Annotated in this window: 19 protein-coding genes and 1 pseudogene; 10 read left to right on the forward strand and 10 right to left on the reverse strand. The window is 73.2% G+C overall.

Going from position 1 to position 25,883, the window contains the following annotated elements; genetic code table 11:
- Positions 1-35 precede the first annotated feature (35 nt).
- Both OG776_RS27865 and OG776_RS27870 read left to right on the forward strand, forming a co-directional pair.
- Entirely contained in the window at positions 36-1,040 is a 1,005-nt protein-coding gene (locus OG776_RS27865) for an aldo/keto reductase (protein ID WP_148013867.1), read from the forward strand.
- Between the two features lie 26 nt (positions 1,041-1,066).
- Positions 1,067-1,666: a TetR family transcriptional regulator gene (locus OG776_RS27870; protein ID WP_148013866.1), complete on the forward strand. Its 600-nt coding sequence runs from the start codon at positions 1,067-1,069 to the stop codon at positions 1,664-1,666.
- A gap of 23 nt (positions 1,667-1,689) precedes the next feature.
- Here the strand turns inward: OG776_RS27870 and OG776_RS27875 are convergent, their stop codons facing one another.
- Positions 1,690-1,896, reverse strand: coding sequence for a hypothetical protein (locus OG776_RS27875; RefSeq protein ID WP_148013865.1), 207 nt, complete (start codon positions 1,894-1,896; stop codon positions 1,690-1,692).
- Positions 1,897-2,216: 320 nt separating this feature from the next.
- On the reverse strand, positions 2,217-3,647 hold the full coding sequence (locus tag OG776_RS27880; protein WP_148013864.1) for an MFS transporter: 1,431 nt from the start codon (positions 3,645-3,647) through the stop codon (positions 2,217-2,219).
- A gap of 100 nt (positions 3,648-3,747) precedes the next feature.
- On the opposite strand from OG776_RS27880, the gene OG776_RS27885 reads away from it, so the two are divergent.
- Complete coding sequence (locus OG776_RS27885) at positions 3,748-4,692, forward strand: helix-turn-helix transcriptional regulator (protein ID WP_329322709.1); 945 nt, start codon at positions 3,748-3,750, stop codon at positions 4,690-4,692.
- Positions 4,693-4,786: 94 nt separating this feature from the next.
- Here OG776_RS27885 and OG776_RS27890 read toward each other — a convergent pair whose 3' ends face one another.
- Positions 4,787-6,259 carry an MFS transporter gene (locus OG776_RS27890; RefSeq protein ID WP_329322710.1) on the reverse strand — a complete coding sequence of 491 codons (1,473 nt, stop codon included), beginning with the start codon at positions 6,257-6,259 and terminating at the stop codon, positions 4,787-4,789.
- Positions 6,260-6,490: 231 nt separating this feature from the next.
- On the opposite strand from OG776_RS27890, the gene dusB reads away from it, so the two are divergent.
- Entirely contained in the window at positions 6,491-7,642 is a 1,152-nt protein-coding gene (dusB, locus tag OG776_RS27895) for a tRNA dihydrouridine synthase DusB (protein ID WP_329322711.1), read from the forward strand.
- A gap of 66 nt (positions 7,643-7,708) precedes the next feature.
- Complete coding sequence (locus tag OG776_RS27900) at positions 7,709-8,236, forward strand: hypothetical protein (protein WP_148013863.1); 528 nt, start codon at positions 7,709-7,711, stop codon at positions 8,234-8,236.
- Between the two features lie 5 nt (positions 8,237-8,241).
- On the opposite strand, the gene OG776_RS27905 is transcribed toward OG776_RS27900, so the two are convergent.
- Entirely contained in the window at positions 8,242-10,179 is a 1,938-nt protein-coding gene (locus OG776_RS27905; protein WP_148013862.1) for an amylo-alpha-1,6-glucosidase, read from the reverse strand.
- On the reverse strand, positions 10,176-12,305 hold the full coding sequence (locus tag OG776_RS27910; RefSeq protein WP_410093424.1) for an MGH1-like glycoside hydrolase domain-containing protein: 2,130 nt from the start codon (positions 12,303-12,305) through the stop codon (positions 10,176-10,178). The genes OG776_RS27905 and OG776_RS27910 overlap by 4 nt, the downstream gene beginning before the upstream one ends.
- A gap of 348 nt (positions 12,306-12,653) precedes the next feature.
- On the opposite strand from OG776_RS27910, the gene OG776_RS27915 reads away from it, so the two are divergent.
- The 4 genes and pseudogenes from OG776_RS27915 to OG776_RS27930 all read left to right on the forward strand — a co-directional run.
- Positions 12,654-13,853: an ROK family transcriptional regulator gene (locus OG776_RS27915; RefSeq protein WP_148013861.1), complete on the forward strand. Its 1,200-nt coding sequence runs from the start codon at positions 12,654-12,656 to the stop codon at positions 13,851-13,853.
- Between the two features lie 500 nt (positions 13,854-14,353).
- A complete protein-coding gene (gene ppdK, locus OG776_RS27920) occupies positions 14,354-17,104 on the forward strand; it encodes a pyruvate, phosphate dikinase (protein ID WP_148013860.1) in 2,751 nt (916 codons plus the stop codon).
- A 281-nt stretch (positions 17,105-17,385) separates the two neighbouring features.
- Positions 17,386-17,745 (forward strand): hypothetical protein, encoded by a 360-nt coding sequence (locus OG776_RS27925; protein WP_315986957.1) that lies wholly within the window; start codon positions 17,386-17,388, stop codon positions 17,743-17,745.
- A gap of 178 nt (positions 17,746-17,923) precedes the next feature.
- Positions 17,924-18,163 (forward strand): annotated as a pseudogene (locus OG776_RS27930) (short-chain dehydrogenase); the annotation flags it as partial.
- A gap of 45 nt (positions 18,164-18,208) precedes the next feature.
- Here OG776_RS27930 and nirD read toward each other — a convergent pair.
- Together nirD and nirB are read right to left on the reverse strand one after the other, a co-directional pair.
- Positions 18,209-18,568, reverse strand: coding sequence for a nitrite reductase small subunit NirD (gene nirD, locus OG776_RS27935; protein WP_148013859.1), 360 nt, complete (start codon positions 18,566-18,568; stop codon positions 18,209-18,211).
- Positions 18,565-21,156, reverse strand: a complete 2,592-nt coding sequence (nirB, locus tag OG776_RS27940; protein ID WP_148013858.1) for a nitrite reductase large subunit NirB — start codon at positions 21,154-21,156, stop codon at positions 18,565-18,567. Before nirB ends, nirD begins: the two co-directional genes overlap by 4 nt.
- Positions 21,157-21,512: 356 nt before the next feature.
- Between nirB and OG776_RS27945 the strand changes: the two genes are divergently transcribed.
- Positions 21,513-22,295: a sulfite exporter TauE/SafE family protein gene (locus OG776_RS27945; protein ID WP_148013857.1), complete on the forward strand. Its 783-nt coding sequence runs from the start codon at positions 21,513-21,515 to the stop codon at positions 22,293-22,295.
- 57 nt (positions 22,296-22,352) lie between these two features.
- Here the strand turns inward: OG776_RS27945 and OG776_RS27950 are convergent, their stop codons facing one another.
- The 3 genes from OG776_RS27950 to OG776_RS27960 form a co-directional block, all read right to left on the reverse strand.
- Entirely contained in the window at positions 22,353-22,997 is a 645-nt protein-coding gene (locus tag OG776_RS27950; protein WP_261994980.1) for a class F sortase, read from the reverse strand.
- Positions 22,998-23,211: 214 nt separating this feature from the next.
- Positions 23,212-23,745: a hypothetical protein gene (locus tag OG776_RS27955; protein WP_329322712.1), complete on the reverse strand. Its 534-nt coding sequence runs from the start codon at positions 23,743-23,745 to the stop codon at positions 23,212-23,214.
- 312 nt (positions 23,746-24,057) lie between these two features.
- Positions 24,058-25,707, reverse strand: coding sequence for a M4 family metallopeptidase (locus OG776_RS27960; protein ID WP_329322713.1), 1,650 nt, complete (start codon positions 25,705-25,707; stop codon positions 24,058-24,060).
- Positions 25,708-25,883: the final 176 nt, after the last annotated feature.

Genomic DNA, 25,883 nt, shown 5'->3' on the forward strand with positions numbered 1-25,883 from the left:
CGCACGGCACCCACCCCCCAACCCAAGGAACCTTCATGCGCACCCGCCCCCTCGGAACGAACGGCCCCCAGGTCTCCGCTCTCGGCCTCGGCTGCATGGGCATGTCCGCGCTGTACGGCGACGCGGACCGCGCCGAGTCCGTCGCGACCGTCCACGCCGCGCTCGAATCCGGCGTGACCCTGCTGGACACCGGCGACTTCTACGCCATGGGCCACAACGAGATGCTCATCGGCGAAGCCCTGCGGACCGCCCCCGCGTCCCTGCGCGCACAGGCCCTGACCAGCGTCAAGTTCGGCGCGCTGCGCGACCCGGACGGCGGCTGGGTCGGCTACGACGGCCGCCCCGCCGCGGTGAAGAACTTCGCCGCGTACTCCCTCCAGCGTCTCGGTGTGGACCACATCGACGTCTATCGGATCGCCCGCGCCGACCCGGCCGTACCGATCGAGGAGACGGTCGGCGCGATCGCCGAACTGGTCGAGAAGGGCCACGTCCGGCACATCGGCCTCAGCGAGGTCGGCGCCGACACCATCCGCCGGGCCGCCGCCACCGCGCCCATCAGCGACCTGCAGATCGAGTACTCGCTCCTCTCCCGGGGCATCGAGGACGAGGTGCTGCCGACCACCCGCGAGCTGGGCATCTCGGTCACCGCGTACGGCGTGCTCTCCCGCGGGCTGATCTCCGGGCACTTCACCGCCGACCGGCAGCTGGCCGCGAACGACTTCCGCGCCATGAGCCCCCGCTTCCAGGGCGACAACCTGCGGCACAACCTCACTCTCGTCGAGGCGCTGCGCAAGGTCGCCGAGCAGAAGGGCGTCTCCGTCGCCCAGATCGCCATCGCCTGGGTGCTCTCGCGCGGCGAGGACATCGTTCCGCTGGTCGGTGCCCGTACCCGGCAGCGGCTGACGGAGGCGCTGGGCGCGCTCGACGTCACCCTCGACGCCGGGGACCTCGCCGCCATCGAGGAGGCCGTGCCGGACGGCGCCGCCGCGGGCGACCGCTACCCGCGGGCACAGATGGGCCACCTCGGCACGGACCGCTGACGGAACCGCCGGGTACGGTCGTCGTCATGGCACCACCGACCAGCGAGACACTGACCGCCGAGCGCATCCTCGAAGTGACCGAGGAGGTGCTGCGCCGCCACGGACCGGCCAAGGCCACCGTGGTGGACGTGGCCCGCGCGCTCGGCGTCAGCCACGGCAGCGTCTACCGCCACTTCCGCACCAAGGCGGCGCTTCGCGAGGCGGTCACCAAACGCTGGCTGGACCGCACCTCGCAGACGCTGGCCCGGATCGCCGGGACGACGGACGAGACGGCTCCCGAGGCCCTCAGGCAGTGGTTCGGCGCCCTGTTCGCCGCCAAGCGGCACAAGGCGGGCGACGACCCCGAACTGTTCGCCACGTACTCGGTGCTCCTCGCCGACGCCAGCAGGGTGGTGGAGGAACACGTGCGCGAGCTCGTCGGCCAGCTGACGGACATCGTCGGCCGGGGAGTACGCGAAGGAGACTTCGCGGCGGTGGACGGCGACGCCGCCGCGACGGCCCGCGCGCTCTTCGACGCCACGAATCGCTTCCACGACCCGGCATACGCCCGCGAATGGGAACAGCCGGGCATCCAGGACGAGTTCACCGCGGTCGTCGACCTCGTCCTGCGTGGCCTGCGCCCCTGACCGGCGGACCCGGCGGAGGGCGCTCAGCCCTCCGTCGGATCCACGGTCGCCTGGTGCGCCTCGGCGAGATGCTCCTCCGCCTTCAGCCACGGCAGGAACTGCGCGCTCTTGCGCCAGCCGCAGGTGCCGCACCTGATCGTGCGCTGCACCCCCGTCCGCTGGACATGGACGACGTGCTCGCGGCCGTGCTGGTCCCAGCGGCTCACCTTGCTCGTGTTGATCTGCAGCATGACACCTCCTGGTGCTCTCGCTCCGCGTGCCCGACAAGGCCTGTGCAGGAAGGAGTGTGCAGCATGGAGAAGATCAACGGGGGCTCTTCGGTCACGAGTTGACCGGCCGGGCCGGGTGGGCGTCGGCCCGGACTCCGCCGCGTGGCGGCCGAATCCGCCGCCGTCCCGCGGGATCCCGGGCACGCGTTCCGCCTGGTCGCCCGCTGAACATCCGTACCGGACGGGGGTGTTACGGCACCGCCCGCTCCGGTCGTGCCGGACCGGAACGGCCCGGGCCGGTCCCGGACCGCTCCTCGCCCGCCTGCCCGCGCGGCGGCCCGTCAGCCGACCGTGCGCGGGAGCCGCAGGCTCAGCGCTGTCGTCAGGACCACGCCCGCCAGCTGGACCAGGAGCGTCGTCACCAGGGCGTCCCGCATGCCGTGGCCCGGGACGAGGGACAGGAACAGGGTGCCCAGGGTGGCGACGCCGACGGCGAGCGCCGACTGCTGGGTGGTCGCCATCACACCACTGCCGACACCGGCCCGCGCGGCCGGTACCTCGGAGAGGACGATCCGGATGAGCACCGGCAGCTGGAGCGCCTGTCCCGCACCGGCGACGGCCGCGCCCGGGAGCAGCTCCCACACGCCGAGGTCCGGCCAGGACCGCCACGCGGTCAGCGCGATGAGGGCCACACCCACCGCCTGGATCAGCCCGCCGGCCGTGACGACCCGGGTGCCGTACCGGGCGATCAGCCGCGGTCCGCACAGGGAGGTGACGAAGAACACCACGGCCATCGGGGCGAGCGCCAGTCCGGCCGCGACCGGACCGAGGCCCGCGCCCTGCTGCAGCGCCACCGCGATCACGAACATGAAGCCGCTGAAACCGATCGAGAACGGCACGATCATGATCAGGCCCCGGCGCAGTGAGGTCAGCGCGAACAGGCTCGGCGGCACCAGGGGAGTGCGGCCGGCCCGGTCCTCCCGGCGCTCGACGGCGTAGAACGCGGCCGCCACCAGCGGGAACAGGGCCAGCGACAGCCACGTCCACAACGGCCAGCCCGCCGCGCGGCCCTCGGTCAGCGGGGCCAGCAGCGTCAGCAGCGACAGCGCGAGCAGGACGGTGCCGGGGGCGTCGATCGGCTCCGGGTGCTGCGAGCGGGTCTCGGGCACCGCACGCCCGGCCAGGAACAGACCGAGGAGCACGACGGGGACGTTCACGAGGAACACCGCGCGCCATCCGGTGCCCGCGATGTCCGCGGCGACCAGGAGGCCGCCGAGTATCTGCCCGGCCACCATGGAGAGCCCGGCCGTCGCGCCGTACAGCCCCATGGCCTTGGCGCGGCGGGTTCCCGCGGTCGCCGCCTGGATGGTGGCGAGCACCTGCGGCAGCATGGCGGCGGACGCCGCGCCCTGGGCCACGCGGGCCGCGACCAGCGTCCAGGCGCTGGGCGCGAGTCCGCACGCCAGCGAGGTCAGACCGAACGCGGCCATCCCCCCGAGGAAGAGCTGCCGCCGCCCGAAGAGGTCGCCGAGCCGGCCGCCCAGGACGAGCAGGACGGCGTACGAGACCCCGTACCCGGCGACGACGAGTTCGAGGACGGCCTCGCTCGCGTGCAGGTCCCGGCCGATGGTCGGGAGGGCCACGTTGACGATGAAGAAGTCGATGAGCGGAAGAGCCGCGCCGAGCAGCACGGTGAAGAGCCCGAGGCCACCGAGGACGGGTGGCGCGGACGGTGATCGGACGGGTGTGGTCAGGGTTCCGGTTTCGGTCACGTAAAGAGCTTCGTCCCACCCTCAGGCTGGTACCAGAGTGTCCTTATCCTGGTAGCGGCACTACCTGGAAACAGGTTCCGGCGGACGGCAGTCTGGAGACATGACGACGATGGTGCGCGAGACGACCACCACCCCCGGCCCGGCCGCCGCCGCGGTCCCCAGCGGCAGCGCGATCCGGCGCCACGAACTCGCCGCCTTCCTGCGCAACCGGCGCGAACGCATCCCGCCCGAACAGGTCGGACTGCCCCGCGGCCGCCGCCGGCGCACCCCGGGCCTGCGCCGCGAGGAGGTCGCCCAGCTCTCGGCCGTCGGCGTCACCTGGTACACCTGGCTCGAACAGGCCCGCGACATCCAGGTCTCCGAACAGGTCCTCGACGCGCTGGCCCGCACCCTGCTCCTGGACTCCAGCGAGCGCGCCCACCTCTTCCAGCTGGCCGGCGCCGTCGACCCCACGCCCGCCGCGCGGTGCCAGACCATCACCCCGGCGCTGCGCCACATGCTGACCCAGCTGGAGCCGGTCCCGGCCTGCATCCAGAACAGCCGGTACGACATCCTGGCGTACAACCGCACGTACGCCCGCCTGATGATGAGGGACCTGGACACGGTGGCGCCCGAGGACCGCAACTGCATGGTCCTCGTCTACACCCACGAGGAGTGGCGCAGGTCGATCGTGCTCCTCGACGAGACCATGCGCATGATGGCCGCCAAACTGCGCGCCTCGATGGCCGGACATCTCGGCGAGCCCGCCTGGAAGATGCTGGTCAAGCGCTTGCGTACGGAGTCCGCCGAGTTCCGCGAGATCTGGGAGCGGTACGAGGTGTTCGGCGGCACCCGCAGCAAGACGAAGCAGTTCGTGAACCCGTACGTCGGGCTCCTCACCCTCGACCACACCGATCTGTGGCTCGCCCCCGACATGGGCGCCCGGATGGTGACGTACGCCCCCACGGACGAGGCGAGCCGAGTGGGGCTGGAGAGGTTGCACGAGGTGGCGCGCGCAGCGGAGAACGAGGAGCCCCGGGGAGTGCCGGCCCGCGGGGCCCGCTAGGAGGGGCCGTAGCGCGGCGCCGCGGGGGCGGTCCGTGCGGGCCGCCCCGCCACCACCACCGCCCCGCCACCACCACCGGCCCGCACCACCCCTGCTACGCGGCCGGCGCGTCCTGGGACCGGGCGGCGCCCACCGGCTGAGGTGTCTCCGCCTCCGCGGGCGCCAGCTCGCGGGCCGTGCGCTCCGCGGTGCCGCGGGCCCAGCGTCCGCTCGTCAGGGCGCCGAGCACGAGGACGGCGAGGCCGCAGCCGGTGAGGATCCACCAGCCGGGACGGGCGGCCGAGACGAACGTCTCCCGGTACGCCGAGGCGTGGATGCCGGAGGCGAGGACCGCGCCGATCACCGCGACGCCCAGGGTGCCGCCGATCTGGCGGCTGGTCGAGGCGACGGCCGCGGCGACCCCGGCCTGCGCGCGGGGCATCCCGGAGACGGCGGTGTTGGTGATGGGCGCGTTGACGAAGCCGAAGCCCAGGCCGAACAGGACGTAGCCGATCACGAGCGTGACGTTCGACGTCTCCGCCTCGAACGCGGCGAACAGCAGCCCGCTCGCGGTGGTCGCGACCCCCGCGATCAGCAGGGACAGACGCGGCCCCCGGCTGCCGACCAGCCGTCCGGACAGCGGGGCGCACACGAAGCACATCGCCGCCATGGGCAGCATCCACAGGCCCGCGTGCAGCGCGTCCAGGCCGCGGACGTTCTGCAGATAGAGCGTGGACAGGAACAGGAAGCCGCTGAGCGCCGCGAACGCGCTGACGGCGATGACGGTGGCCCCGCTGAACGGTGCCGACCGGAAGAAACGGAGGTCGATGAGGGGTTCGGCGCGCCGGGGCTCGTACCACAGCAGACCGAGCAGGGCGGCGACGGCGATCGCCCCGTAGACGGTGGTCCGGGCGACGGTGGAGTCGGGTGCCTCGATGATCGCGTACGTGAGCGAGCCGAGCAGCGCGATGACGAGGAACTGGCCGACCGGGTCGGGGCGGCGGGCCTTGGGTGCGCGGGACTCCGGGACGTAGCGCCAGGTGAGCAGGAAGGCGGCGAGGCCCACCGGGAGGTTGATCCAGAAGATCGAGCGCCAGCCGACCGAGTCCACCAGGAGGCCGCCGACCAGCGGGCCCGCGGCCATCGATATGCCGACGACACCGCCCCAGGCCCCGATCGCGCGGGCGCGTTCACGCGGGTCGGTGAACGTGTTCGTGATGATCGACATCGCCACCGGGTTCAGCATCGAACCGCCCACCGCCTGCACCATGCGGAAGGCGACCAGGGATTCGAGGTTCGGGGCGAGGGAGCACAGCACCGAGCCGACGGTGAAGATCACCAGGCCCGCCTTGAAGATCCGGCGGCGGCCGATGCGGTCGGCGGTCGAACCCGCGAGCATCAGCAGCGACGCGAGGACCAGCGTGTACGCGTCGATCGTCCACTGGAGGCCGGCGACGCTCGCGTGCAGTTCCTTCTGCATCGAGGGCAGGGCGACGTTCAGGACCGTGTTGTCCAGGCTCACGATCAGCAGGCTCATGCAGCAGATCGCGAGCACCAGGAGACGGTGGCGTGGGGTGAGCTCGGGCATTCCACCAGCCTACGCCCGCTTCGATAGTGCGTCTAACTAATGACCCCTACAGGGTTCGGTGCCGACGGTCACGGCCCGCCGCCTCGCCCCCCGGGCGCCCCTTCACGGACTCTCCCGTCGCACCCGCTCCCGGGGCCCCGCGCACCCGCTCCCCGGCCCCCTCGCCCCCGCCCGCCGGGCCGGTCGCCGGCCCCTGTCACGGCACCCGCTCCGGTACGCGACAATGGGGGAATGTCCACGACCGTCCTCGCCCCCGCCACCCCGCTGTCGATCGGCCCCCACACCGTTCAGCCGCCCGTCGTCCTGGCACCCATGGCCGGGATCACGAACGCGCCCTTCCGCACCCTGTGCAGGGAGTTCAGCGGCGGCAAGGGTCTGTTCGTCAGCGAGATGATCACCACGCGGGCGCTGGTCGAGCGCAACGAGAAGACCATGCAGCTGATCCGCTTCGACGCGACCGAGCAGCCCCGCTCGATCCAGCTGTACGGCGTGGACCCGGCGACCGTCGGCAAGGCCGTCCGCATGATCGCGGACGAGGGCCTCGCCGACCACATCGACCTGAACTTCGGCTGCCCGGTGCCCAAGGTGACGCGCAAGGGCGGCGGCTCCGCCCTCCCGTACAAGCGCAACCTGCTGCGGGCGATCCTGCGGGAGGCCGTGAGCGGCGCCGGGGACCTGCCCGTCACCATGAAGATGCGCAAGGGCATCGACGACGACCACATCACCTTCCTGGACGCCGGCCGGATCGCCGTCGAGGAGGGCGTCACGGCCATCGCGCTGCACGGCCGCACCGCCGCCCAGCACTACGGCGGCACGGCGGACTGGGACGCCATCGCGCGCCTCAAGGAGCACGTCCCGGAGATCCCCGTCCTCGGCAACGGCGACATCTGGTCGGCCGAGGACGCGCTGCGGATGGTCCGCGAGACGGGCTGCGACGGCGTCGTGGTCGGGCGCGGCTGTCTCGGCCGGCCGTGGCTGTTCGGCGACCTGGTGGCGGCCTTCGAGGGACGCGAGGAGTACGCCCGCCCGGCACTCCGCGAGGTCGCGGCCGTCATGGTCCGGCACGCCACCCTGCTCGGCGAGTGGATCGGCGACGAGGCCCGCGGCGTCATCGACTTCCGCAAGCACGTGGCCTGGTACCTCAAGGGCTTCGCGGTCGGCTCCGAGATGCGCAAGCGCCTCGCCGTCACGTCGTCCCTGGCCGAACTCTCCGACGGACTCGCCGAGCTGGACCTCGACCAGCCGTGGCCGGCCGGCGCCGACGGCCCCCGGGGCCGCACCTCCGGCAACAACCGGGTTGTCCTCCCGGACGGCTGGCTGAAGGACCCCTACGACTGCGCCGGCATTGGCGAGGACGCCGAACTGGACACGTCCGGAGGCTGACCGGACCTGCCTCCCCCGCCGCCGGCGCCCTCGACAGGGGAACGCCGCTCCCCGACACTGATCGACGTGACGGACAGCACGGTGTGGGTCGCGGTCCTTACCGGCGCGACGGCGGTGCTCGCGAGCTGGGTGACCACCCGGGGCAACGTCCGCGCGGCCCGGGTCCAGGCCGACGCCTCGGCCCGCAACCAGCACCGTGACCGGGTCCGTGACACCCGCCGGGCCGCCTTCCTCGATCTGATGGAACAGGCCCATCTCACCGGCGAGTTGTACTGGCGGGTCGGCGACGCCTACGTCCAGCTCGACGACCCCGAGGCGCGGCTGGCCCGGGTGCAGGAACTCCGCGTCGAACTCCGCGGAGCCTTCGACCCGCTCATGCGCTGCGTCAGGGTGGTCCTCCTGGAGGGCCCCGCCCCGGCCGCCGAGGCGGCCGGGGACGTCCAGCGGGCGGCGGCCGAGGCCAACCGCGCGCTGTGGCGCGTGACCTGCGGAGACCCGGGCGCCCACGAGCGCTTCGACGCGGCCCACGAAGCCTTCCGCCGCCGGCTGGAACGGTTCGTCGTGGTGGCCCGGGACGCCATGGGCTCCTCCTGAGAACCTCAGGCTCCACCGACCGCCGTCAGCAGCGCCAGGGGAGCCGCCGCCGACCGCGACTCCCGTACGCACGCGTGCGGGTAGGGCACCGGCTCCGCGTGTGTGGCCCGGCCGTAGCCCGCGAGGACCTCGGGGAGCCGGTGACCCGCGGCCGTGGCCGCGTCGACCAGGGCGTGGGCGACCTGGCGGGCCTCGTCGTGCAGGCCGTAGCGGGCCAGCCCCAGCGTGATCAGCGCGTTGTCGTGCGGCCAGACCGAACCGCGGTGGTACGACAGCGGGTGGTACGCGGGCTGGTCCGCGGCCAGGGTGCGTACGCCCCAGCCCGAGAAGAAGTCCGGCTCCAGCAGACGCCGTCCGACCAGCTCGCCGTACTCCTTGTCCAGGAGACCGGACCACAGCAGATGGCCCGCGTCCGAGGCGAGCGCGTCGACCTGACGGCCGTCACCGTCCAACGCCAGCGCGGGAAAGGCCTGTTCGCTCATCCAGAAGTCCCGCTGGAAGCGGTCACGGAGATCACCCGCGGCCTGCTCCAGAAGCGCCGCGTAGACCTCGTCGCCCCAGACCGTACGGGAGAGATGGGCGGTGCGGCGCAGCGCGTCGTACGCGTATCCCTGCGCGCCCGCCGCCAGCACCGGACCGCTGGGCCGGCTGCCGTCCGCCGAGCAGATCGCCCCCGGGGAGTCCTTCCAGTTCTGGTTGGCGAGACCGCCGCCGTCCGCGCGGTAGACGAGATAACCGCACGAGGTCAGGCCGCCGTGGTCCAGCATCCAGCCGATCGCCGCGCGTGCGTGCGGCTCCAGCCGCCGGGCCAGGGCCACGTCACCGGTCTGCTCGGTGTACGCGCCGAGCAGCACCAGGAACAGCGGCGTGGCGTCCACCGACCCGTAGTACCGCCCGTACGGCACCTGCCCGAAGTGCGCCAGCTCGCCGTGCCGCACCTCGTGCACGATCTTGCCGGGCTGGGCCACCGCGCCCGCCCCCACCTCGACCGCCTGGGTCGCGGCGAGCGCGGGCAGCGTCGCGGCGGCGAGCCCGGGACGGTAGGGAAGGGCGAACAGCGAGGTCAGCAGGGCGTCCCGGCCCAACAGCGTGAGGAACCAGGGGACTCCCGCGGCCGGCACCCGCAGCTCCTCGCCGTCCGGCCCGGTCGCCGGTACCTGCAGCACCGCGAGGTCCGACAGCCCGCGCGCGCAGGCCGCGGCCAGCTCCGGCCAGCCGGTCGGGAAGGGCACGCCCTCCGCGAACTCGCCCTCCAGCGCCAGCAGCCGTTCGTTCGCCGCGGCGGGGGAGCGGGGGACCTCCGGCTCCTTCAGCGCGCCGTGCGGACGCGCCGCGACACGCAGCGACAGCTCCGCAGAGGCGTGCGGGGGGAGCTCCAGGGTCCAGACGAGACGCCGGGCGCCGGTGCCCGTCTCCTCGACCCCGTCCGGCGGCGGCTCGGCGGTGACCGTCGTACGGGACCGCCACTCCCCGCGCCGGTAGCTGAACTCCACCCCGTCGTCCAGGATCCGGCGCCCTCGTACGGCGCCGGTCTTGGCGTACGTGCGGTGGTCGGAGCGCAACTCGAACTGGTCGGTGAAGTCGGCGTCCACGGTGAGCGCGATACGTACGGTCGTGGGCGTCGGACGGTTGCTGGTGACGGTCAGCGACTCCACGAACGCACCGTCGGCGACGGCCTGTTCACGGAAGAGCGTGTACGCGGGCGGTTCGTTGCGGCCACCCCGCGGGACGAGCACGCAGCGTGCCGTGTCGCCGTCCGAGACCGGCGTCAGCGCCTCGGGCACCGCGCCGTCGACGGTCAGCTGCCAGCGGCTGAGATGACGGGCGTCCCGTACGAACAGCCCGTCCGGGGAGCTGCCGCCCCGCACCCCGCTGATGTCCCCGCCGTCCCCCACGGCGGCGAACGTCCCACCGTGCACGAGCAGATGATGCCGGTCCGTCATCCCCGGTCCCCTCCCTTGGTTCCCTTGATTCCCTCGCCACCCTCGGCGCCCGTCCCGAACGAACCGCGCGGCGCGGTGCCGTCCGGCGGTGCGCCGTCCGGCGGTGTGCCGTGCGGGGCCGTGCCGTTCGGCGGTGCGCCGTCCGGCGGTGTGCCGTGCGGGGCCGCGCGCTGTCCCGTGCCGACCGTGTCGCGCCCCGGCCGGGACACGACCCGGTCCGCCCCTGAGGGCTCGTGCAGCAGGTCCAGCGTGAGTGCGGCCGTCCAGCTGAAGCCGAGTGCTCCGCAGGCCTCGCCGGTGTACGGATCCACGTACTCCGCGAACCCGGACGCGTCCGCCGTCTCCAGCAGCGCCGCGCGCAGCTCCTCCGCGCGCCCGTGCTCGCCGTGCAGCCGCAGCCCGCGCTCCAGCAGCCAGTTGGTGTTGAACCAGGCCGGGCCGCGCCAGTAGCGGCGCGGGTCGAAGGCGCGCCCGGTCAGGTCGTAGCTCGGCACCAGCCGGGCCACCCCGCCGAGCCCGAAGTGCGGGCCGGCCGCCGTCCGGACGAGGGTGGCGGCGATGCCGCGGGGCAGCGCGGGGAGGATGAGCGGGAGCAGCCCGGCGATACCGCGCTCGGGGATCAGCGCACCACTCGGAGAGCGCTGCTCTCCTTCGCGAGCGGTGTTCCGCGAGCGGTGCTCTCCTGTGTGAGCACTGCTTCGTGAGCGCTGCTCTCCGGCGTGAGCACCGTTTTGTGAGCGCTGCTCTCCGTTGTGAGCGCCGATCCGCGAGCGGTGCTCACTGTCCAGAGCGCTGTCTCGCGAGCCCGGCTCGCCCACGTGAGCCGTGTCCCGTGACTGGTGCTCTCCTTCGAGAGCACCGATCCGCGAGCGGTGCTCCGCTCCGAGAGCATCGCTCCGCGACGGCTGCTCCGCTCCGAGAGCACCGCTCGCCGTGAGGTGCTCCGCGGTCTGCTCACCGCTCCGAGAGCGCTGCTCCGTCCAGTGAGCACCGCTCCGCGCCCCCGGTTCCGGGGCGCGGTCGTCACTCGGGAAGCACCGCTCCGGGGCGCGGTCATCCCTCCGAGAGCACCGCTCCGCTCGATGAGCGCCGCTCTCGCGCTCGGCGTACACGTCCCGGCAGAAGAACATCCCCTCGGCCGGGTCCCACAGCCGCTCCACCAGGGCCGCCGTCAGGCGCTCCGCGCGTGCGTGCCGTGCGGTCCCCGCCGCGCCGAGTTCCCGGGCGATGGCCGCGAGGGCGTGCTCGGAGGCGATCAGCAGCGCGTTGAACGCGGGGTCCTCGACGGCGAAACGCCCCGTCCCGTCGGCGTATCCGCCGTCCCGGTAGTCCCGCGCGAGCCGTACGTACCGCCCGTAGTCGAGATCCGTCGGGCGGTCCTCGGCGGATCCGTGGTCGAGGTCGGCACGCCGGAAGGTACGGGCCGGGTCCGGGGCGATCCGGCCGAGCGGGGCGTCCCAGCAGGGGCTGTTGTCCATCCCCTGCTCCCACGGGTGGACCACGGAGGCGAGCCCGCCACCGCCCAGGTCCCGGCGGTGCAGCAGATAGCGGTGCCAGGCCGCCAGGCGCGGGTACGCCCGGGGGAGGAAGTCCCGCGCCCGGGACAGGCCCGGGTCGGCCTGGTGCACCAGCCAGGCGGCGAGCGCGTGCACCGGTGGCTGCACGATGCCCGACGTCTGCACGGTGCGCGGGGCGCCCGCGGCGCGCCCCGCGGTCGAGGAGCGCCAGAAGTCGGGGCTCGGGAAGTACGCGTCGAGCGGCACGGAGGGGCTGAACACGATGTGCGGAATCCGGCCGTCGCCCCACTGGACGCCGAGCAGCGTCTCCAGTTCCGTCTGCGCCCGCAGGGGCGACACATGACGCAGCCCGATCGCGATGAAGGCCGAGTCCCAGGACCACTGATGGGGATACAGGCCGCGGGAGGGGACGGTGGACGTTCCCGTCCAGTTGCCGTCGAGCACCTGGGCGGCCCTGACGTGCAGCGGGCCGGCGGACCGGGCGGGATCGTATACGTCGGCGGCGGCGTGGGCGGTCTCGCCCGGACCGGGCGGCGCGGGGGAGCCGGAGGTGCGCACGGGAGTGGTGATGCCCGTGCGGCGGATGGCGAGTCGGGATGTGCTGTCCACTCAGGTCTCCCCGAAGACGTCCGGTCGGCCGGTTCGGTACCGGGTACCGTAGGGTTACGTCTATTTAACACGCAAAACTCAATATGTAATGCAGAGTTGGGGAACGCAAGGGGTCGGGCACGACCGGTGGCGAAGAGTTCGGGTCCGGGCTGGACGCGGCCCGCACGGCCGGCATGACAGACCCGACCGACGACACGACCGGCGCGACCAGCAGACTGGCGGGACCGGCACGGTCGGCCGGACCGGTAGGACGGACACGGCGGGACCGGTACGACGGACACGGCCGGCGGGACCGGTACGACGGACACGGCCGGCGAGGCCGGTACGACGGGAAGGGCGGCGAAGGCGATGAGGGCCGGGAACCAGGCAAGCGCCGGAGATCTGCTCGAACTGGTGCGCAGCGGCCGGGCCACCACGCGAGGCGCGCTGCAACAGGCCACCGGTCTGTCGCGGGCGACGGTCGGTCAGCGCCTCGACCGGCTCTTCCGGGCAGGCTGGCTGCGGGAGGGCGCGGGCGGTCCGGTGGACTCACCGCAGGGCGGACGCCCCTCCATCACCCTGGAGTTCGACGACGCGCACGCCGTCGTCCTCGCCGCCGACCTCGACACCCGGCACGGCCGGGCCGCCGTGGTCTCGCTGACCGGCGAGATCCTGGCCGAGCACCACGGCACCCTGCGGATCGAGGACGGCCCGGACGCCGTCCTCGGTGAACTGGGCGGCTGGTTCGCCGGACTGCTGGAGAAGGCCGGGCGGCACGCCGGTTCGGTGTGCGGGATCGGGCTGGCGGTGCCGGGTCCGGTCGACAGCGAGACCGGCCGGGTCGTCCAGCCGCCGATCATGCCGGGCTGGGACGGTTACGACATCCGGGGGCGGTTGCGGCGCGCCTTCGCCGAGCAGTCGGGCGGTGGCGCCGGGGTACCCGTGCTCGTCGACAACGACGCCAACCTGATGGCGTACGGCGAACAGCGCGCCGGGTATCCGGACTGCTCGGCGTTCGCCCTGGTCAAGGTCTCCACCGGGATCGGCGCGGGCATGGTCGTCGGCGGCTCCATCTACCGGGGCGTGGACGGCGGCGCCGGCGACATAGGGCACATCCGGGTCGGCGCCGACGCTCTGTGCCGGTGCGGGTCGTACGGATGCCTGGCCGCGGTCGCGAGCGGTGGCGCGGTGGCCCGGCGGCTCGCGGAGTCGGGGGTCCCGGCCGCCTCCGGTTCGGACGTGCGCGACCTGCTGACGGCGGGGCACCCGGAGGCGACGGCGCTGGCCCGGGAGGCGGGGCGGCAGGTGGGAGACGTCCTCGCGACCGTCGTGACCCTGCTCAACCCGGGGGTACTGATGATCGCCGGGGACCTGGCCGGCACCCCGTTCCTCACCGGGGTACGGGAGTTGCTGTACCAGCGGGCGCTGCCGCGCTCCACCGCCCATCTGGACGTGGTGACGTCGCGGCTCGGTGAGCGGGCCGGACTGGTCGGCGCCGGGGCGCTGGTCGTCGAGTACCTGTACGCCCCCGAGCGGGCCGAGGAGCGACTGGCGGCGCTGGGCGTTTGAGCCCCGGAGCCCGCCGCCCGGAACCCGTCGCCGGCGGTGGCCCCCGGGGTACTCGCCTCCGGCGTCCCGGTGCCGTGCGGCCGAGGGTGTGTGACGACCGCGTGTCGCGTCCGCGACGTGGTCCGCATGATGGAATTCCGGCCGTCCTTCCGGCGTGATTCTCGCCACCTCTGATCGGGGTATCGCTCAGATGAGCGGATCTTCGGCGGCTGCACTTCCCTAAGGGGTGGCACTGAGTGCCACCCCTTGATCGTTCATCGATCGAACTCAGGCGTATAGTGGAGCGCTCACATGAGCGATTTTGTCGGAGTGTGAGCGTCCGCTCGTTCAAGAGGTGAAAACATCGCGCCCCGAGCGCTTGCCAAGCCTTGACTTTCGATCGCGTGGCGGACGGGTGGTTACAGGCGCATGACGTGCAAGTGGACGTACCCAGGTGCCTTCGATCTGGGTATGTTCCTCGCCGTCAGGGCAGCCACCGCGACGTCGAGGAGTCGAGACTCGTGTCGGAAAACAAAGATCCCCACGTAGCCGGGAGCGGCGACAGCGGCGTCGGGGACGTGAAGTTCGTCTACGACTTCACCGAGGGCAACAAGGACCTCAAGGACCTCCTGGGCGGCAAGGGCGCGAACCTCGCCGAGATGACCAACCTGGGCCTTCCCGTCCCTCCGGGCTTCACGATCACCACCGAGGCGTGCAAGACGTACCTCGACAGCGGCGAGGAGCCCGCGGCACTGCGTGACGAGGTCAGCGCGCACCTCAAGGCGCTCGAGGCCGGCATGGGCAAGACGCTCGGCCAGGCCGACAACCCCCTCCTCGTATCGGTCCGTTCCGGTGCGAAGTTCTCGATGCCCGGCATGATGGACACGGTCCTGAACATCGGGCTCTCCGACAAGTCGGTCCAGGGGCTCGCCCAGCAGTCCGGTGACGACCGCTTCGCCTGGGACTCCTACCGCCGACTCATCCAGATGTTCGGCAAGACGGTCCTCGGCGTCGACGGCGAACTCTTCGAGGACGCGCTGGAGGCGGCGAAGACGGCCAAGAAGGTCGCCGTCGACACGGAGCTGGAGGCCGCGGACCTCAAGAAGCTGGTCACGAAGTTCAAGAGGATCGTCAAGACCGAGGCCGGCCGGGACTTCCCGCAGGACCCGCGCGAGCAGATGGACCTCGCCATCCACGCGGTCTTCGACTCCTGGAACACCGACCGCGCCAAGCTCTACCGCCGCCAGGAACGCATCCCGCACGACCTCGGCACGGCCGTCAACGTCTGTTCGATGGTCTTCGGCAACCTGGGCCCCGACTCCGGCACCGGGGTCGCCTTCACCCGCGACCCGGCCTCCGGGCACCAGGGCGTGTACGGCGACTACCTGCAGAACGCCCAGGGCGAGGACGTCGTCGCCGGCATCCGCAACACGGTCGCGCTCGCCGAGCTGGAGTCGATCGACAAGAAGTCGTACGACCAGCTGATGCAGATCATGGAGACCCTGGAGAACCACTACAAGGATCTCTGCGACATCGAGTTCACCATCGAGCGCGGCCAGCTGTGGATGCTGCAGACCCGCGTCGGCAAGCGCACCGCGGGCGCGGCCTTCCGCATCGCGACGCAGCTGGTGGACCAGGGCCTGATCGACGAGGCGGAGGCGCTCCAGCGGGTGACCGGCGCCCAGCTCGCCCAGCTGATGTTCCCGCGCTTCGACGACCAGGCGAAGGTCGAGCAGATCGGCCGCGGCATCGCCGCGTCGCCGGGCGCCGCCGTCGGCAAGGCGGTCTTCGACTCGTACACGGCGATCAAGTGGTCGCGTTCCGGCGAGAAGGTCATCCTGATCCGCCGCGAGACCAACCCCGACGACCTGGACGGCATGATCGCCGCCGAGGGCATCCTCACCTCCCGCGGCGGCAAGACCTCCCACGCGGCGGTCGTCGCGCGCGGCATGGGCAAGACGTGCGTGTGCGGCGCGGAGGAGCTGGAGGTCGACACCAAGCGGCGCCGGATGACGGCACCGGGCGGTGTGGTGATCGAGGAGGGCGACGTCGTCTCGATCGACGGCTCCACCGGCAAGGTCTACCTCGGCGAGGTCCCGGTCGTGCCCTCCCCGGTCGTCGAGTACTTCGAGGGCCGCATGCACGCCGGCGCGGACGACGCCGACGAACTGGTCGCCGCCGTGCACCGGATCATGGCGTACGCGGACCGGGTCCGAAGGCTGCGGGTGCGGGCCAACGCCGACAACGCGGAGGACGCCCTGCGCGCCCGCCGCTTCGGAGCGCAGGGCATCGGCCTGTGCCGTACCGAGCACATGTTCCTCGGCGACCGGCGCGAGCTGGTGGAGCGCCTGATCCTCGCCGACACGGACGAGGAGCGCGAGGACTCCCTCAAGGAGCTTCTCCCCCTGCAGAAGCGGGACTTCATCGAGCTCTTCGAGGCGATGGACGGTCTCCCGGTGACGATCCGTCTCCTCGACCCGCCGCTCCACGAGTTCCTGCCCGACGTGACCGAACTGTCGGTACGGGTGGCGCTCGCGGAGTCGCGCGGCGACGCCAACGAGAACGACCTGCGCCTGCTCCAGGCGGTGCACCGGCTGCACGAGCAGAACCCGATGCTGGGTCTGCGCGGGGTACGCCTCGGCCTGGTCATCCCCGGCCTGTTCACCATGCAGGTGCGGGCCATCGCGGAGGCGGCGGCCGAGCGCAGGAGCGCCAAGGGCGACCCGCGCGCCGAGGTCATGATCCCGCTGGTCGGCACGGTCCAGGAACTGGAGATCGTCCGCGAGGAGGCCGACCGGGTCATCGCGGAGGTGCAGGAGACGACGGGCACCGAGCTGAAGCTCGCCATCGGCACGATGATCGAGCTCCCGCGGGCGGCGCTCACGGCGGGCCAGATCGCCGAGGCCGCCGAGTTCTTCTCCTTCGGCACGAACGATCTCACGCAGACCGTCTGGGGCTTCTCGCGTGACGACGTGGAGGCGAGCTTCTTCACGGCGTACCTGGAGAAGGGCATCTTCGGGGTCTCTCCCTTCGAGACGATCGACCGGGACGGGGTGGGCTCCCTGGTCCGCGCCGCCGCGAAGGCGGGCCGCGCGACGCGTCCCGACCTGAAGCTCGGCGTCTGCGGCGAGCACGGGGGCGATCCCGAGTCGGTGCACTTCTTCCACGAGGTCGGCCTCGACTACGTCTCCTGCTCGCCGTTCCGGATCCCGGTGGCACGCCTGGAGGCGGGCCGCGCGGCGTCGACGTCGAAGGGCAGCGACCACCGGTAGCCTCCGGCGGCCGGACGGACTCCGGGCCCGTCGACCACCGTTCGACCCTCACCGGCGGTGGACGGATCCGGCGTACGAAAGAAGCGGGGCGGCACCTTGTGCGGGGTGCCGCCCCGCCGTGCGTGGGCCTCCGGCCGGTCCACCAGGCGCAAGTCGCCGCGTCCCGGGGCCGGTTGGAACCCCACCCCGAACTCCGCCCGCGCCTCCCGTGCTCCCGGATCACCTGAAGGGATGGCGATCCGACAGACCAAAGGATTCAGAGAGCCCTCCTCACCGCAGGCATGACCCTCGGCCTCGTCATCGGTGTCGCCGCCTACCTCGTGGCCGCCGCCGACCGGGCCGTGGAGCGGCGGGCGCAGGTCACCGCGCTGACCCTGCTCGGCGCGCGGACGCGGACGCTGCGGGCCGCGCAGGTGGCGCAGGTCGTGTCGCCGTTGGTGGTGGGGCTGGTGCCGGCGCTGGTGGTGGGGAGGATGGCGGAGTCGAGCTACCTGGTCATCGGCGGCGGGCCGGTCCTCTGGGACCGCGCCGGGCTGCCGGTCCTGCTCGCCGGCGCGGCCGGTGTCGTGGCCGTCGCCGCCGTCGGCGCGCTGCCGCTGGTCGGACGCCGGATCGACCCCGAGCTGATCCGGCGCCACTGACGGCCCATGGCACCGGGTCGACCCCGAGCCGATCCGGCACCAATGACGTGCCCCCACGACCGGCAGCCGCCGCACCGTCGTGTCGCCACTGACCGGAAGTCGCCGCGCCGCCACTGACCGGCATCCGCCGCACCGTCCTGCCGTCGCGCCGCCGCGCAGGTGGGACCGTGCCCCGAGAAGAGGCGGCAACCGGGTCTTCGGACAGAGCCCGCGGGCGGGGGCCCTGCCCACGCTGTACGCGGCCACCGCGCCCGGCGTGCGCCCCGACTCCTTCACCGGCCCCTCGTTCGCGATGTGGCGCGGCGCGCCCGCGGAGTCCTGGCGGGCGCGCCGGACCCGTGACGACGCGGCGGCCGAGCGTCTCCGGGAGGAGTCCGAGCGCCTCACCGGGGTGGCGTACGGCGCGTTGAAGGCCTGACCGCCCGGCCGTGCCCGGGGCGGCCGGCCGGGCGACGGACCACGCTCACCGTTCCGGCGCCGTCCGCACCTCGTACGTCGTGACCGTCACCGTCCCGTCGTCCAGACAGCGGCCCGACGCCAGGTCGAACCGCTGCTTGAGAAGCGGCGAGGCGACGAAGGGCCGGCCCTGGTGGGAGCCGGTCAGGCCGCGGGAGAGGACCGCCGCGCCGCTGAACGGGTCGCGGTTGTCGATGGCGTACGTCCGGCCCGCCCGGTCGCGGAAGACGGCGGCCTGACGTCCGTCCGGCAGCAAGGCGGCCACCCCCCGCCCGGGGGTCAGGGCCGACAGGTCGCAGATGGTCAACCAGTCTGCCCCCAGGCGTAGTTGAACCTTCGTGGACTGGGCGGCGGGGGGTCGGGTCATCGCTGAGCGCTTCCTTCCAACGGGCGCCGGCCGATGGCCAGCAGCGGCAGGTCGGGTTTGATCTGGTCCCGCTCGGGGACGAAGCCGACCACCGGGTCGGGGGTGCCGGGGGCGTTCACGAACGACACGAACCGGGCCAGCCGCGCGGGATCGTCGAGGGTCCGCGCCCACTCGTCGCGATAGCCGCGGACATGCGCGGCCATCAGGGAGTCCAGCTCCTCGCAGATGCCGAGGGAGTCATGGACGACGACGTCGCGGACGTGGTCGAGGCCGCCCGGGATCCGCTCCAGCCAGGCCGAGGTGCGCTCCAGCCGGTCGGCGGTGCGGATGTAGAACATCAGGAACCGGTCGATCAGACGGATCAGCCCGGCGTCGTCCAGATCCTGGGCCAGCAGGTCCGCGTGGCGCGGGGTGGCACCGCCGTTGCCCCCGATCCAGAGGTTCCAGCCGCCCGCCGTGGCGATGACACCGAAGTCCTTGGACCGGGCCTCGGCGCACTCGCGGGCGCAGCCGGAGACCGCCGACTTGAGCTTGTGGGGGGCGCGCAGGCCCCGGTAGCGCAGCTCCAGCCCGATCGCCATCCGGACCGAGTCCTGGACCCCGTAGCGGCACCAGGTCCGGCCGACACAGGACTTCACCGTCCGCAGCGCCTTTCCGTAGGCGTGCCCGGACTCGAAGCCCGCGTCCACCAGCCGGCCCCAGATCAGGGGGAGTTGCTCGACCCGGGCGCCGAACAGATCGATGCGCTGACCTCCGGTGATCTTGGTGTAGAGGCCGAAGTCCCGGGCCACCTCACCGATCACGATGAGTTTCTCGGGGGTGATCTCACCCCCGGGGACACGCGGCACGACCGAGTACGAGCCGTTCCTCTGCAGGTTGGCGAGGAAATGGTCGTTGGTGTCCTGCAGGGCCGCCTCCTCGCCGTCCAGGACGTGGCCGCTGGTGCCGATGACCGGGGCGAGGGAGGCGAGGACGGAGGCGACGGCCGGCTTGCAGACCTCGCAGCCGTCGCCGCCCCGGGCGCCGGGCCGCCCGTAGCGGTCCAGCAGCTCCTGGTACGAGGAGATCCGCAGCGCGAGGACGATCTCGTACAGCTCCTCGCGGGTCCGCGGGAAGCAGCCGCACAGGCCGTGGTCCGCCTCGACGCCCCGCGCCGCCAGTTCGTCGTCGACGAGCCGGCCGAGGACCTTGACGCAACTCCCGCAGCCGGTACCGGCCTTGGTGCATCGCTTCACCTCCGCCACGGTGGTGCGGCCGTCCTCGGTGACCGCGGCGCGGACCGCGCCCTTGGTGACGTTGTGGCAGGAGCAGACGACGGCCGAGTCGGGGAGCGCCGCGGGGCCGAGGGCGACCGGGGCGCCCGCGCCGGCCGGGAGCACCAGCAGGCCGGGAGCGATCGGCGGCACCGACCCGGTGAGGGCGCGCAGGGTGCCGTACGCGTCGGCGTCGCCGACCAGGATGCCGCCGAGCAGTTCACCGTCACGGCCGACGACGAGCTTGCGGTACGTGCCCGAACGGGCGTCGGAGTAGACGACGTCGAGACAGTCCTCGGTGGTGCCGTGCGCGTCACCGAAGGACGCGACGTCCACACCGAGCAGCTTGAGCTTGGTGGAGAGGTCGCCGCCGGTGAAACCCGCACCCGCCTCCGCGCCGGCGATCGTCGCGGCGGCCGTCTCGGCCATCTCGTACCCCGGCGCGACCAGCGCGTACACCCGGCCGTCGGGGGCGAGGGCGCACTCCCCGATCGCGAACACCCGGGGGTCGGAGGTGCGGCACCGCTCGTCGACGGCGACGCCGCCGCGCTCGCCGACCCTGAGGCCGCTGTCGCGGGCGAGCCCGTCGCGCGGACGCACGCCCGCCGAGAACACCACCAGGTCCGTGGCGAGCCGGGAGCCGTCGGAGAGGGTCATGCCCGACACCGTGCCGTCGGCACCGGTGACGATCCCGCTCGTGCCGGTGCCGGTGCGCACGCCCAGGCCGAGGTCCCCGACGGTACGCAGCAGCGCCGCGCCGCCGCCCTCGTCGACCTGCGCCGGCATCAGACGCGGCGCGAACTCCACGACGTGCGTGGCCAGTCCGAGGCCCTGGAGCGCGCCCGCCGCCTCCAGGCCCAGCAGCCCGCCGCCGACCACCACGCCGGTCGTGGCCCGCGCCTTCGCGTACGCCTCGATGGCGAGCAGGTCCTCGACGGTCCGGTAGACGAAGCAGCCCTCGGCGTCCCTGCCGGGCACGGGCGGCACGAAGGGGGACGAGCCGGTCGCGAGGACCAGGGTGTCGTAGGCGACGGTGCGGCCGGAGCGCGCCGTCACCGTCCGCGCCGCCCGGTCGATCGCCCGGACCGGGTCACCGAGGTGGAGTTCGATGCCGTGCGCGGCGAGGAACCCGGCGTCGGCCAGCGTGAGGTCGTCCGGGGTGAGGCCCGAGAAGTACGAGGTGAGCCGGACCCGGTCGTAGGCCGGACGGGGTTCCTCGCCCAGGACGACCACCCGGTGCGTGGCGGTCAGTCCGCGCTCGGCCAGGGCCTCCAGGAACCGCTGGCCGACCATGCCGTGACCGACGAGCACGATCGTCGGGGTGTCCGTGGACATCGGGAACCTCCGTCGTTGGGGAGCGGTGGAGCGGCCCGCGGGCCGGGACCCCGGCGGGCGGCACACGGTGGCGGGGGTGGTGCTCCGGGGCGTCCGCGGAGCCGGCACCGGTCACCGCCGGCCGCGCGTGTGAGGTCATGCCCGCAGCGTGCGGTGCCGGTGTTACCCGCCCGGATCACCGCTGTTTCCCGGGCGGAACGCTGCCCTCAGCGGGGGCGGCGGCGGGATGTGAGGCGCCCCTTGCCGCCCGGCACGGCTTCCGCCGGTCCGTCGGTGTCCTCGCCCCGCGACCCGGACCCCGGCGGACGCCCCCTCCCGCGGAGGGGGCGAACGACCCGTCGCATAGGGTCGCGATCATGCCCGACATATCGCTGACCATGGTCGTTGTGCTGTGCCTGGCCTCCCTCGCGGCCGGATGGATCGACGCCGTGGTGGGCGGCGGCGGACTGCTCCTGCTGCCCGCGCTGCTCCTCGGGCTCCCGGCCGGCACCCCGGCGGCCTTCGCGCTCGGTACCAACAAGGCGGTCGCCATCGTCGGGACGAGCGGCGCGGCGGTGACGTACGCGCGCAAGGCGCCCGTCGACGTGCGGCTGGCCGTACGGATCGGTCTCGCGGCGCTCGCCGGCTCCACGGCCGGTGCCTTCGTGGCCGCCGGAATGAGCACGGACGTCCTGAAGCCGGTCGTCATGGTGGTGCTGGTCGGCGTCGGGACGTTCGTCATCCTGCGCCCCGCGTTCGGTACCGCGCCCGCGGCCGGGCCGGTCCCGCCGCGCCGGGTGCTCGCCGCCATCGGGCTGGCGGGCCTCGGCATCGGCTTCTACGACGGACTCGTCGGCCCCGGCACGGGCACCTTCCTCGTTCTCGCCCTCACCGCGCTGCTCCACCTCGACCTGGTGACCGCCTCCGCCACCGCCAAGATCGTCAACTGCTGCACCAACGCGGGCGCCCTCGCGACCTTCGCCTGGAAGGGCACGGTCTACTGGCAGCTGGCCGCGCTGATGGCGGTCTTCAACCTCGTCGGCGGCACCGTCGGCGCGCACACCGCGCTGAAGCGGGGCAGCGGGTTCGTCCGGGTGGTCCTGCTGACGGTGGTGTTCGCCCTGGTCGCGAACCTGGCGTACCAGCAGTGGGTGGCCTGAGCCCGCGGCCGCCCGGCGCCGGCTCCGGGTGCCCCCGCGTCCCGGGCCGGCCCCCTGTCAGCCGCTCCCGGTCAGGTGGGCGAAGACGACCACGTTGCCCTGGTAGCCCGTCGCCCGCGAGTAGCCGCCGCCACAGGTGATGACCCGCAGTTCGGGACGGGACGCGGCGCCGTACACCTTGTCGTCGGGGAAGTCGCGGGAGTCGTAGACCTCGACCGCGTCGACGGTGAAGCGGGCGGTGCCGCCGTCGCGGCGCGCCACCTCGATGGCGCTGCCCTTGCGCAGCGCGCCGAGGTCGTAGAAGACGGCCGGTCCCTCGGCGTTGTCGACATGACCGGCGATGACCGCGGTGCCGCGCTCGCCGGGCGCGGTGCCGGCCTCGTACCAGCCCGCGAGGTTCTTCCGCTCGGAGGGAGGGACGTCCAGACTGCCCTGCGGTGTGAGTCCGAGGCCCATCAGCGGGGCGTTCACGCCTATCGAGGGTATGCGGATCCGCTCGGGCGGGGAGTGGGGGAGCGCGCGGACGGGCTGCCGGGCGGCCCCGCCGGTGCCCGACTGGGCCGCGGAGGGCTGGGGCGGCGGGTGGCCCTCGGTGCCGCTGCGCACCAGCCAGACGCCCGAGCAGAGGGCGACGACGGTGACGGACGCTATGACGGTGTTGCCGACGCGGCCGGGGGAACCGGCCTTGGATATCCGGTGCACGAAGGCCTCCTCTCGGGGTGGTTCGGGGGGTCCTTGTCCGGGCTCTCCCGGAGGCCCCGGGATGTCCCCGGCGGTGCCCGGCCGGGTCGGCCGGGCACGGCGGTCCAGGGTTCGCCCGGGGTGGGTCCCCGTCCCCCTCCGGGCCGCGAGGGGCGTCGGGCCACGGAGGGGGAGGGGACGGCGGTACCGGCGGACGGACAGCGGAGGGTGTCCGTCAGATCCCGTCGCCTCTCGCCCGGCGATGCAGGAGCCAGGTACCGCCCGCGGCGGCGACGGCCAGGGCCGCCACTCCCGCCGCGGTCTTGGTGGGGTCGGTGCCGAGTGCGCCGCCGACGCCCGTGTTCACATGCCCGTGCGGCTGGACCCCGTCGTGCGGGGCACCCGAGTTCGCCGCGGGCATCGCCACCGTCAGATCGCCGGTGACCCGGGTGCCGCGGGAGCACTTCGCGACGATCTCGTAGGTCCCCGGCTGCGCGCTCGGCGGTACCCGGAACCGGCCGACCGCGTCGTTCTCGCGGGCGCCGGCGGCGAGCGGGAAGGTGCCGGCGCCGACCGCGCTGGCGTCACCGGTCGCGGCGCCGTTCGTGCCGCATGCCGCGGTGCTGACGATGATGTCGCCGCCCGGGACGGCGGCGGAGGGGGACACCTCCAGGCTCACGGTGCTCCCGCCGTACGCGGGCAGGGCGGTGAGACCCGCGGTGGCGACGGCGAGCGCGGTACCGGTCAGCAGACGGGCTGTGCGTCGCATGGTTGCTGCTCCTCCGAGGGGGCGCGGCCCGCGGCTCCCCAAGTGCCGCTGCGTCGGTCGTGCCCCTGCCCTCCCGAGGTAAGTGGCTTCGGTGCGCGCCCGCTTGCCGGGGGAGAGCCGGGAATGTGCTGAACGGGTGTCGTGGGAGAGGGCCGTACGGGGGGATCGGGAAGCGTTTCGGCAGGTCAACGCCGTGCTGCGAAGACGGGGGGCGGCGGGCGCCCGAAGGGGGGAGGGCGGCGGTGAGCGGCGTGCGGCCCCACCCCGACGTGGGTCCGGCCGGATGCCCGACGCCCGGCGCGGTCCGGCGCGTCAGCCCACGGACACGGCGGACCAGGCCGCCGCCACCGCGCGGTACTCCGTGCTCCCCGCGCCGTACAGATCCTTCGCCGCGCTCAGGGTCGCCGTCCGCGCGCCCGCGTACGTGGTCGAGGACGTCATGTGGACCGTCAGGGCGCGGTACCAGATCGCGCCGAGCCGGTCCCGGCCGATGCCGGTGACCTCGGAGCCGTCACAGGTGGGGCTGTTGTAGGAGACGCCGTTCACGGTCGCCGGGCCGCTGCCCTCGGCGAGCAGGTACGCGAAGTGGTTCGCCACCCCGGACGAGTAGTGGACGTCGAGGTTCCCCACCGACGGGCTCCAGCAGTCCGCCGATTCGCCGTCCTTCGAGGGCCGGTCCATGAAGCGCAGGGCCCGCCTGCCGAACCCGGGACGCACGACCTTCTCGCCGATCAGGTAGTCACCGGGGTCGGAGGCGTTGTGCGCGTGGAACTCCACCAGCGTGCCGAAGATGTCGGAGGTCGCCTCGTTGAGGCCGCCGGACTCGCCCGAGTAGGCCAGCGCCGCCGTCTTCGAGGTCACGCCGTGGGACATCTCGTGACCGGCGACGTCGAGCGCGACCAGCGGACCGAGCGTCGTCCCGTCGCCGTCCCCGTAGGTCATGCAGAAGCAGTCGTCGTCCCAGAAGGCGTTGTCGTAGCCGCTGCCGTAGTGCACACGGTTGTACGAGCCCTTCCCGTCGCCCGCGATGCCGTTCCTTTTGTGCACGTCCTTGTAGTAGTCCCAGGTCTCGTCCGTGCCGTACTGGGCGTCGACCGCGGCCGTGGAGCGGTCGGCGGCGGACCCGCTGCCCCAGTGGTCGTCGGTGTCCGTGAAGAGGGTCGCCGGGGCCCGGCTGACGCAGATCCCGAGGACGCACAGGTCGGTCCCGTTCGCCGCGTCGCCCGTGTACGTGTTCCCCCGGGTCGGGTCCTTGAGCTGGTACGCGGAACCGGACGGTGTGGTCCGCAACGGGACCGTGCCGCTGTAGAGCGACCGGCCGTCACCGGTCGCGGTCTCGGTGCCGTCCCAGGTGTCGATCTGCCGGCCCGTGCGGGCGTCGGTCAGCACCGCGCGGGCGACCGGGTTGCCCAGGGAGTCCTGGCCGGCCGCTTCGGTCCGCCAGGCCAGCCGGGGCGCGCCGTGCAGGGCGTCGACCACCAGTTGCGGCTCGGCCCTCACCTTCTTCAGGGCCGTGCCGAGGTGCGCGGCGCGCAGTGCGGTGACGGCCAGAGCCGCGGCCTTCGGGGCGGGGAGCGCGGGTGTGACGGTGGGGACGGCGAGGTCGCGGGAAGTGGCCCGGTCCGCGCCGCGGTAGGAGCCGTCCGGGGCGAGATGGACCACGAAGTCGCCGCCGAGCACCGGCAGTCGGCGGTAGGTGCGGTCGTAGCGCACATGCCGGACGCCGTCCGCGTCGATGACGACGTCGCGCACCGAGGTGCCCTCGGCGGAGGTCAGGCCCAGCCGCCCGGCCTGACGCACGAGGGCGGCCGCCGCGTCGGCGATCGCGGTGGCGCGGCTCGGCCGGCCGGCGGCGCCGGCGGCGGGGGCGAGGGCGGTCGCCAGCAGGGCGGTGGCGGCCGCGGTCGCCCCGGCGGCGGCCAGACGGGAACCTCGGGTGGGCCGTATCCGGCTCCGGCTCATGGGTCTCCTCGGGAAGGCACGCTCAGGCGTGTGCGGGGGGAGGGGGATGGTGGCGTCAGGTTTAAAGGTCCATGACATGTCGTGTCCAGAGCGGGGAGAGGGTTTCCGCAGGTGAGGAGAGAATCGTTTCCGCGCCCTCACGAATGAGGGACGCTCATGGAGACGTCAGCCGGAAC

Origin of the sequence: Streptomyces sp. NBC_01689 (genome assembly GCF_036250675.1) — a bacterium.
GTDB lineage: Bacteria > Actinomycetota > Actinomycetes > Streptomycetales > Streptomycetaceae > Streptomyces.

Bases quoted from the DNA above. Each gene is read 5' to 3' on its own strand.
- OG776_RS27865 (WP_148013867.1), top strand. From the start codon at position 36: ATGCGCACCCGCCCCCTCGGAACGAACGGCCCCCAGGTCTCCGCTCTC.
- OG776_RS27870 (WP_148013866.1), top strand. From the start codon at position 1,067: ATGGCACCACCGACCAGCGAGACACTGACCGCCGAGCGCATCCTCGAA.
- OG776_RS27875 (WP_148013865.1), bottom strand. From the start codon at position 1,896: ATGCTGCAGATCAACACGAGCAAGGTGAGCCGCTGGGACCAGCACGGC.
- OG776_RS27885 (WP_329322709.1), top strand. From the start codon at position 3,748: ATGACGACGATGGTGCGCGAGACGACCACCACCCCCGGCCCGGCCGCC.
- OG776_RS27890 (WP_329322710.1), bottom strand. From the start codon at position 6,259: ATGCCCGAGCTCACCCCACGCCACCGTCTCCTGGTGCTCGCGATCTGC.
- dusB (WP_329322711.1), top strand. From the start codon at position 6,491: ATGTCCACGACCGTCCTCGCCCCCGCCACCCCGCTGTCGATCGGCCCC.
- OG776_RS27905 (WP_148013862.1), bottom strand. From the start codon at position 10,179: ATGACGGACCGGCATCATCTGCTCGTGCACGGTGGGACGTTCGCCGCC.
- OG776_RS27915 (WP_148013861.1), top strand. From the start codon at position 12,654: ATGAGGGCCGGGAACCAGGCAAGCGCCGGAGATCTGCTCGAACTGGTG.
- OG776_RS27925 (WP_315986957.1), top strand. From the start codon at position 17,386: ATGACCCTCGGCCTCGTCATCGGTGTCGCCGCCTACCTCGTGGCCGCC.
- nirD (WP_148013859.1), bottom strand. From the start codon at position 18,568: ATGACCCGACCCCCCGCCGCCCAGTCCACGAAGGTTCAACTACGCCTG.
- nirB (WP_148013858.1), bottom strand. From the start codon at position 21,156: ATGTCCACGGACACCCCGACGATCGTGCTCGTCGGTCACGGCATGGTC.
- OG776_RS27945 (WP_148013857.1), top strand. From the start codon at position 21,513: ATGCCCGACATATCGCTGACCATGGTCGTTGTGCTGTGCCTGGCCTCC.
- OG776_RS27955 (WP_329322712.1), bottom strand. From the start codon at position 23,745: ATGCGACGCACAGCCCGTCTGCTGACCGGTACCGCGCTCGCCGTCGCC.
- OG776_RS27960 (WP_329322713.1), bottom strand. From the start codon at position 25,707: ATGAGCCGGAGCCGGATACGGCCCACCCGAGGTTCCCGTCTGGCCGCC.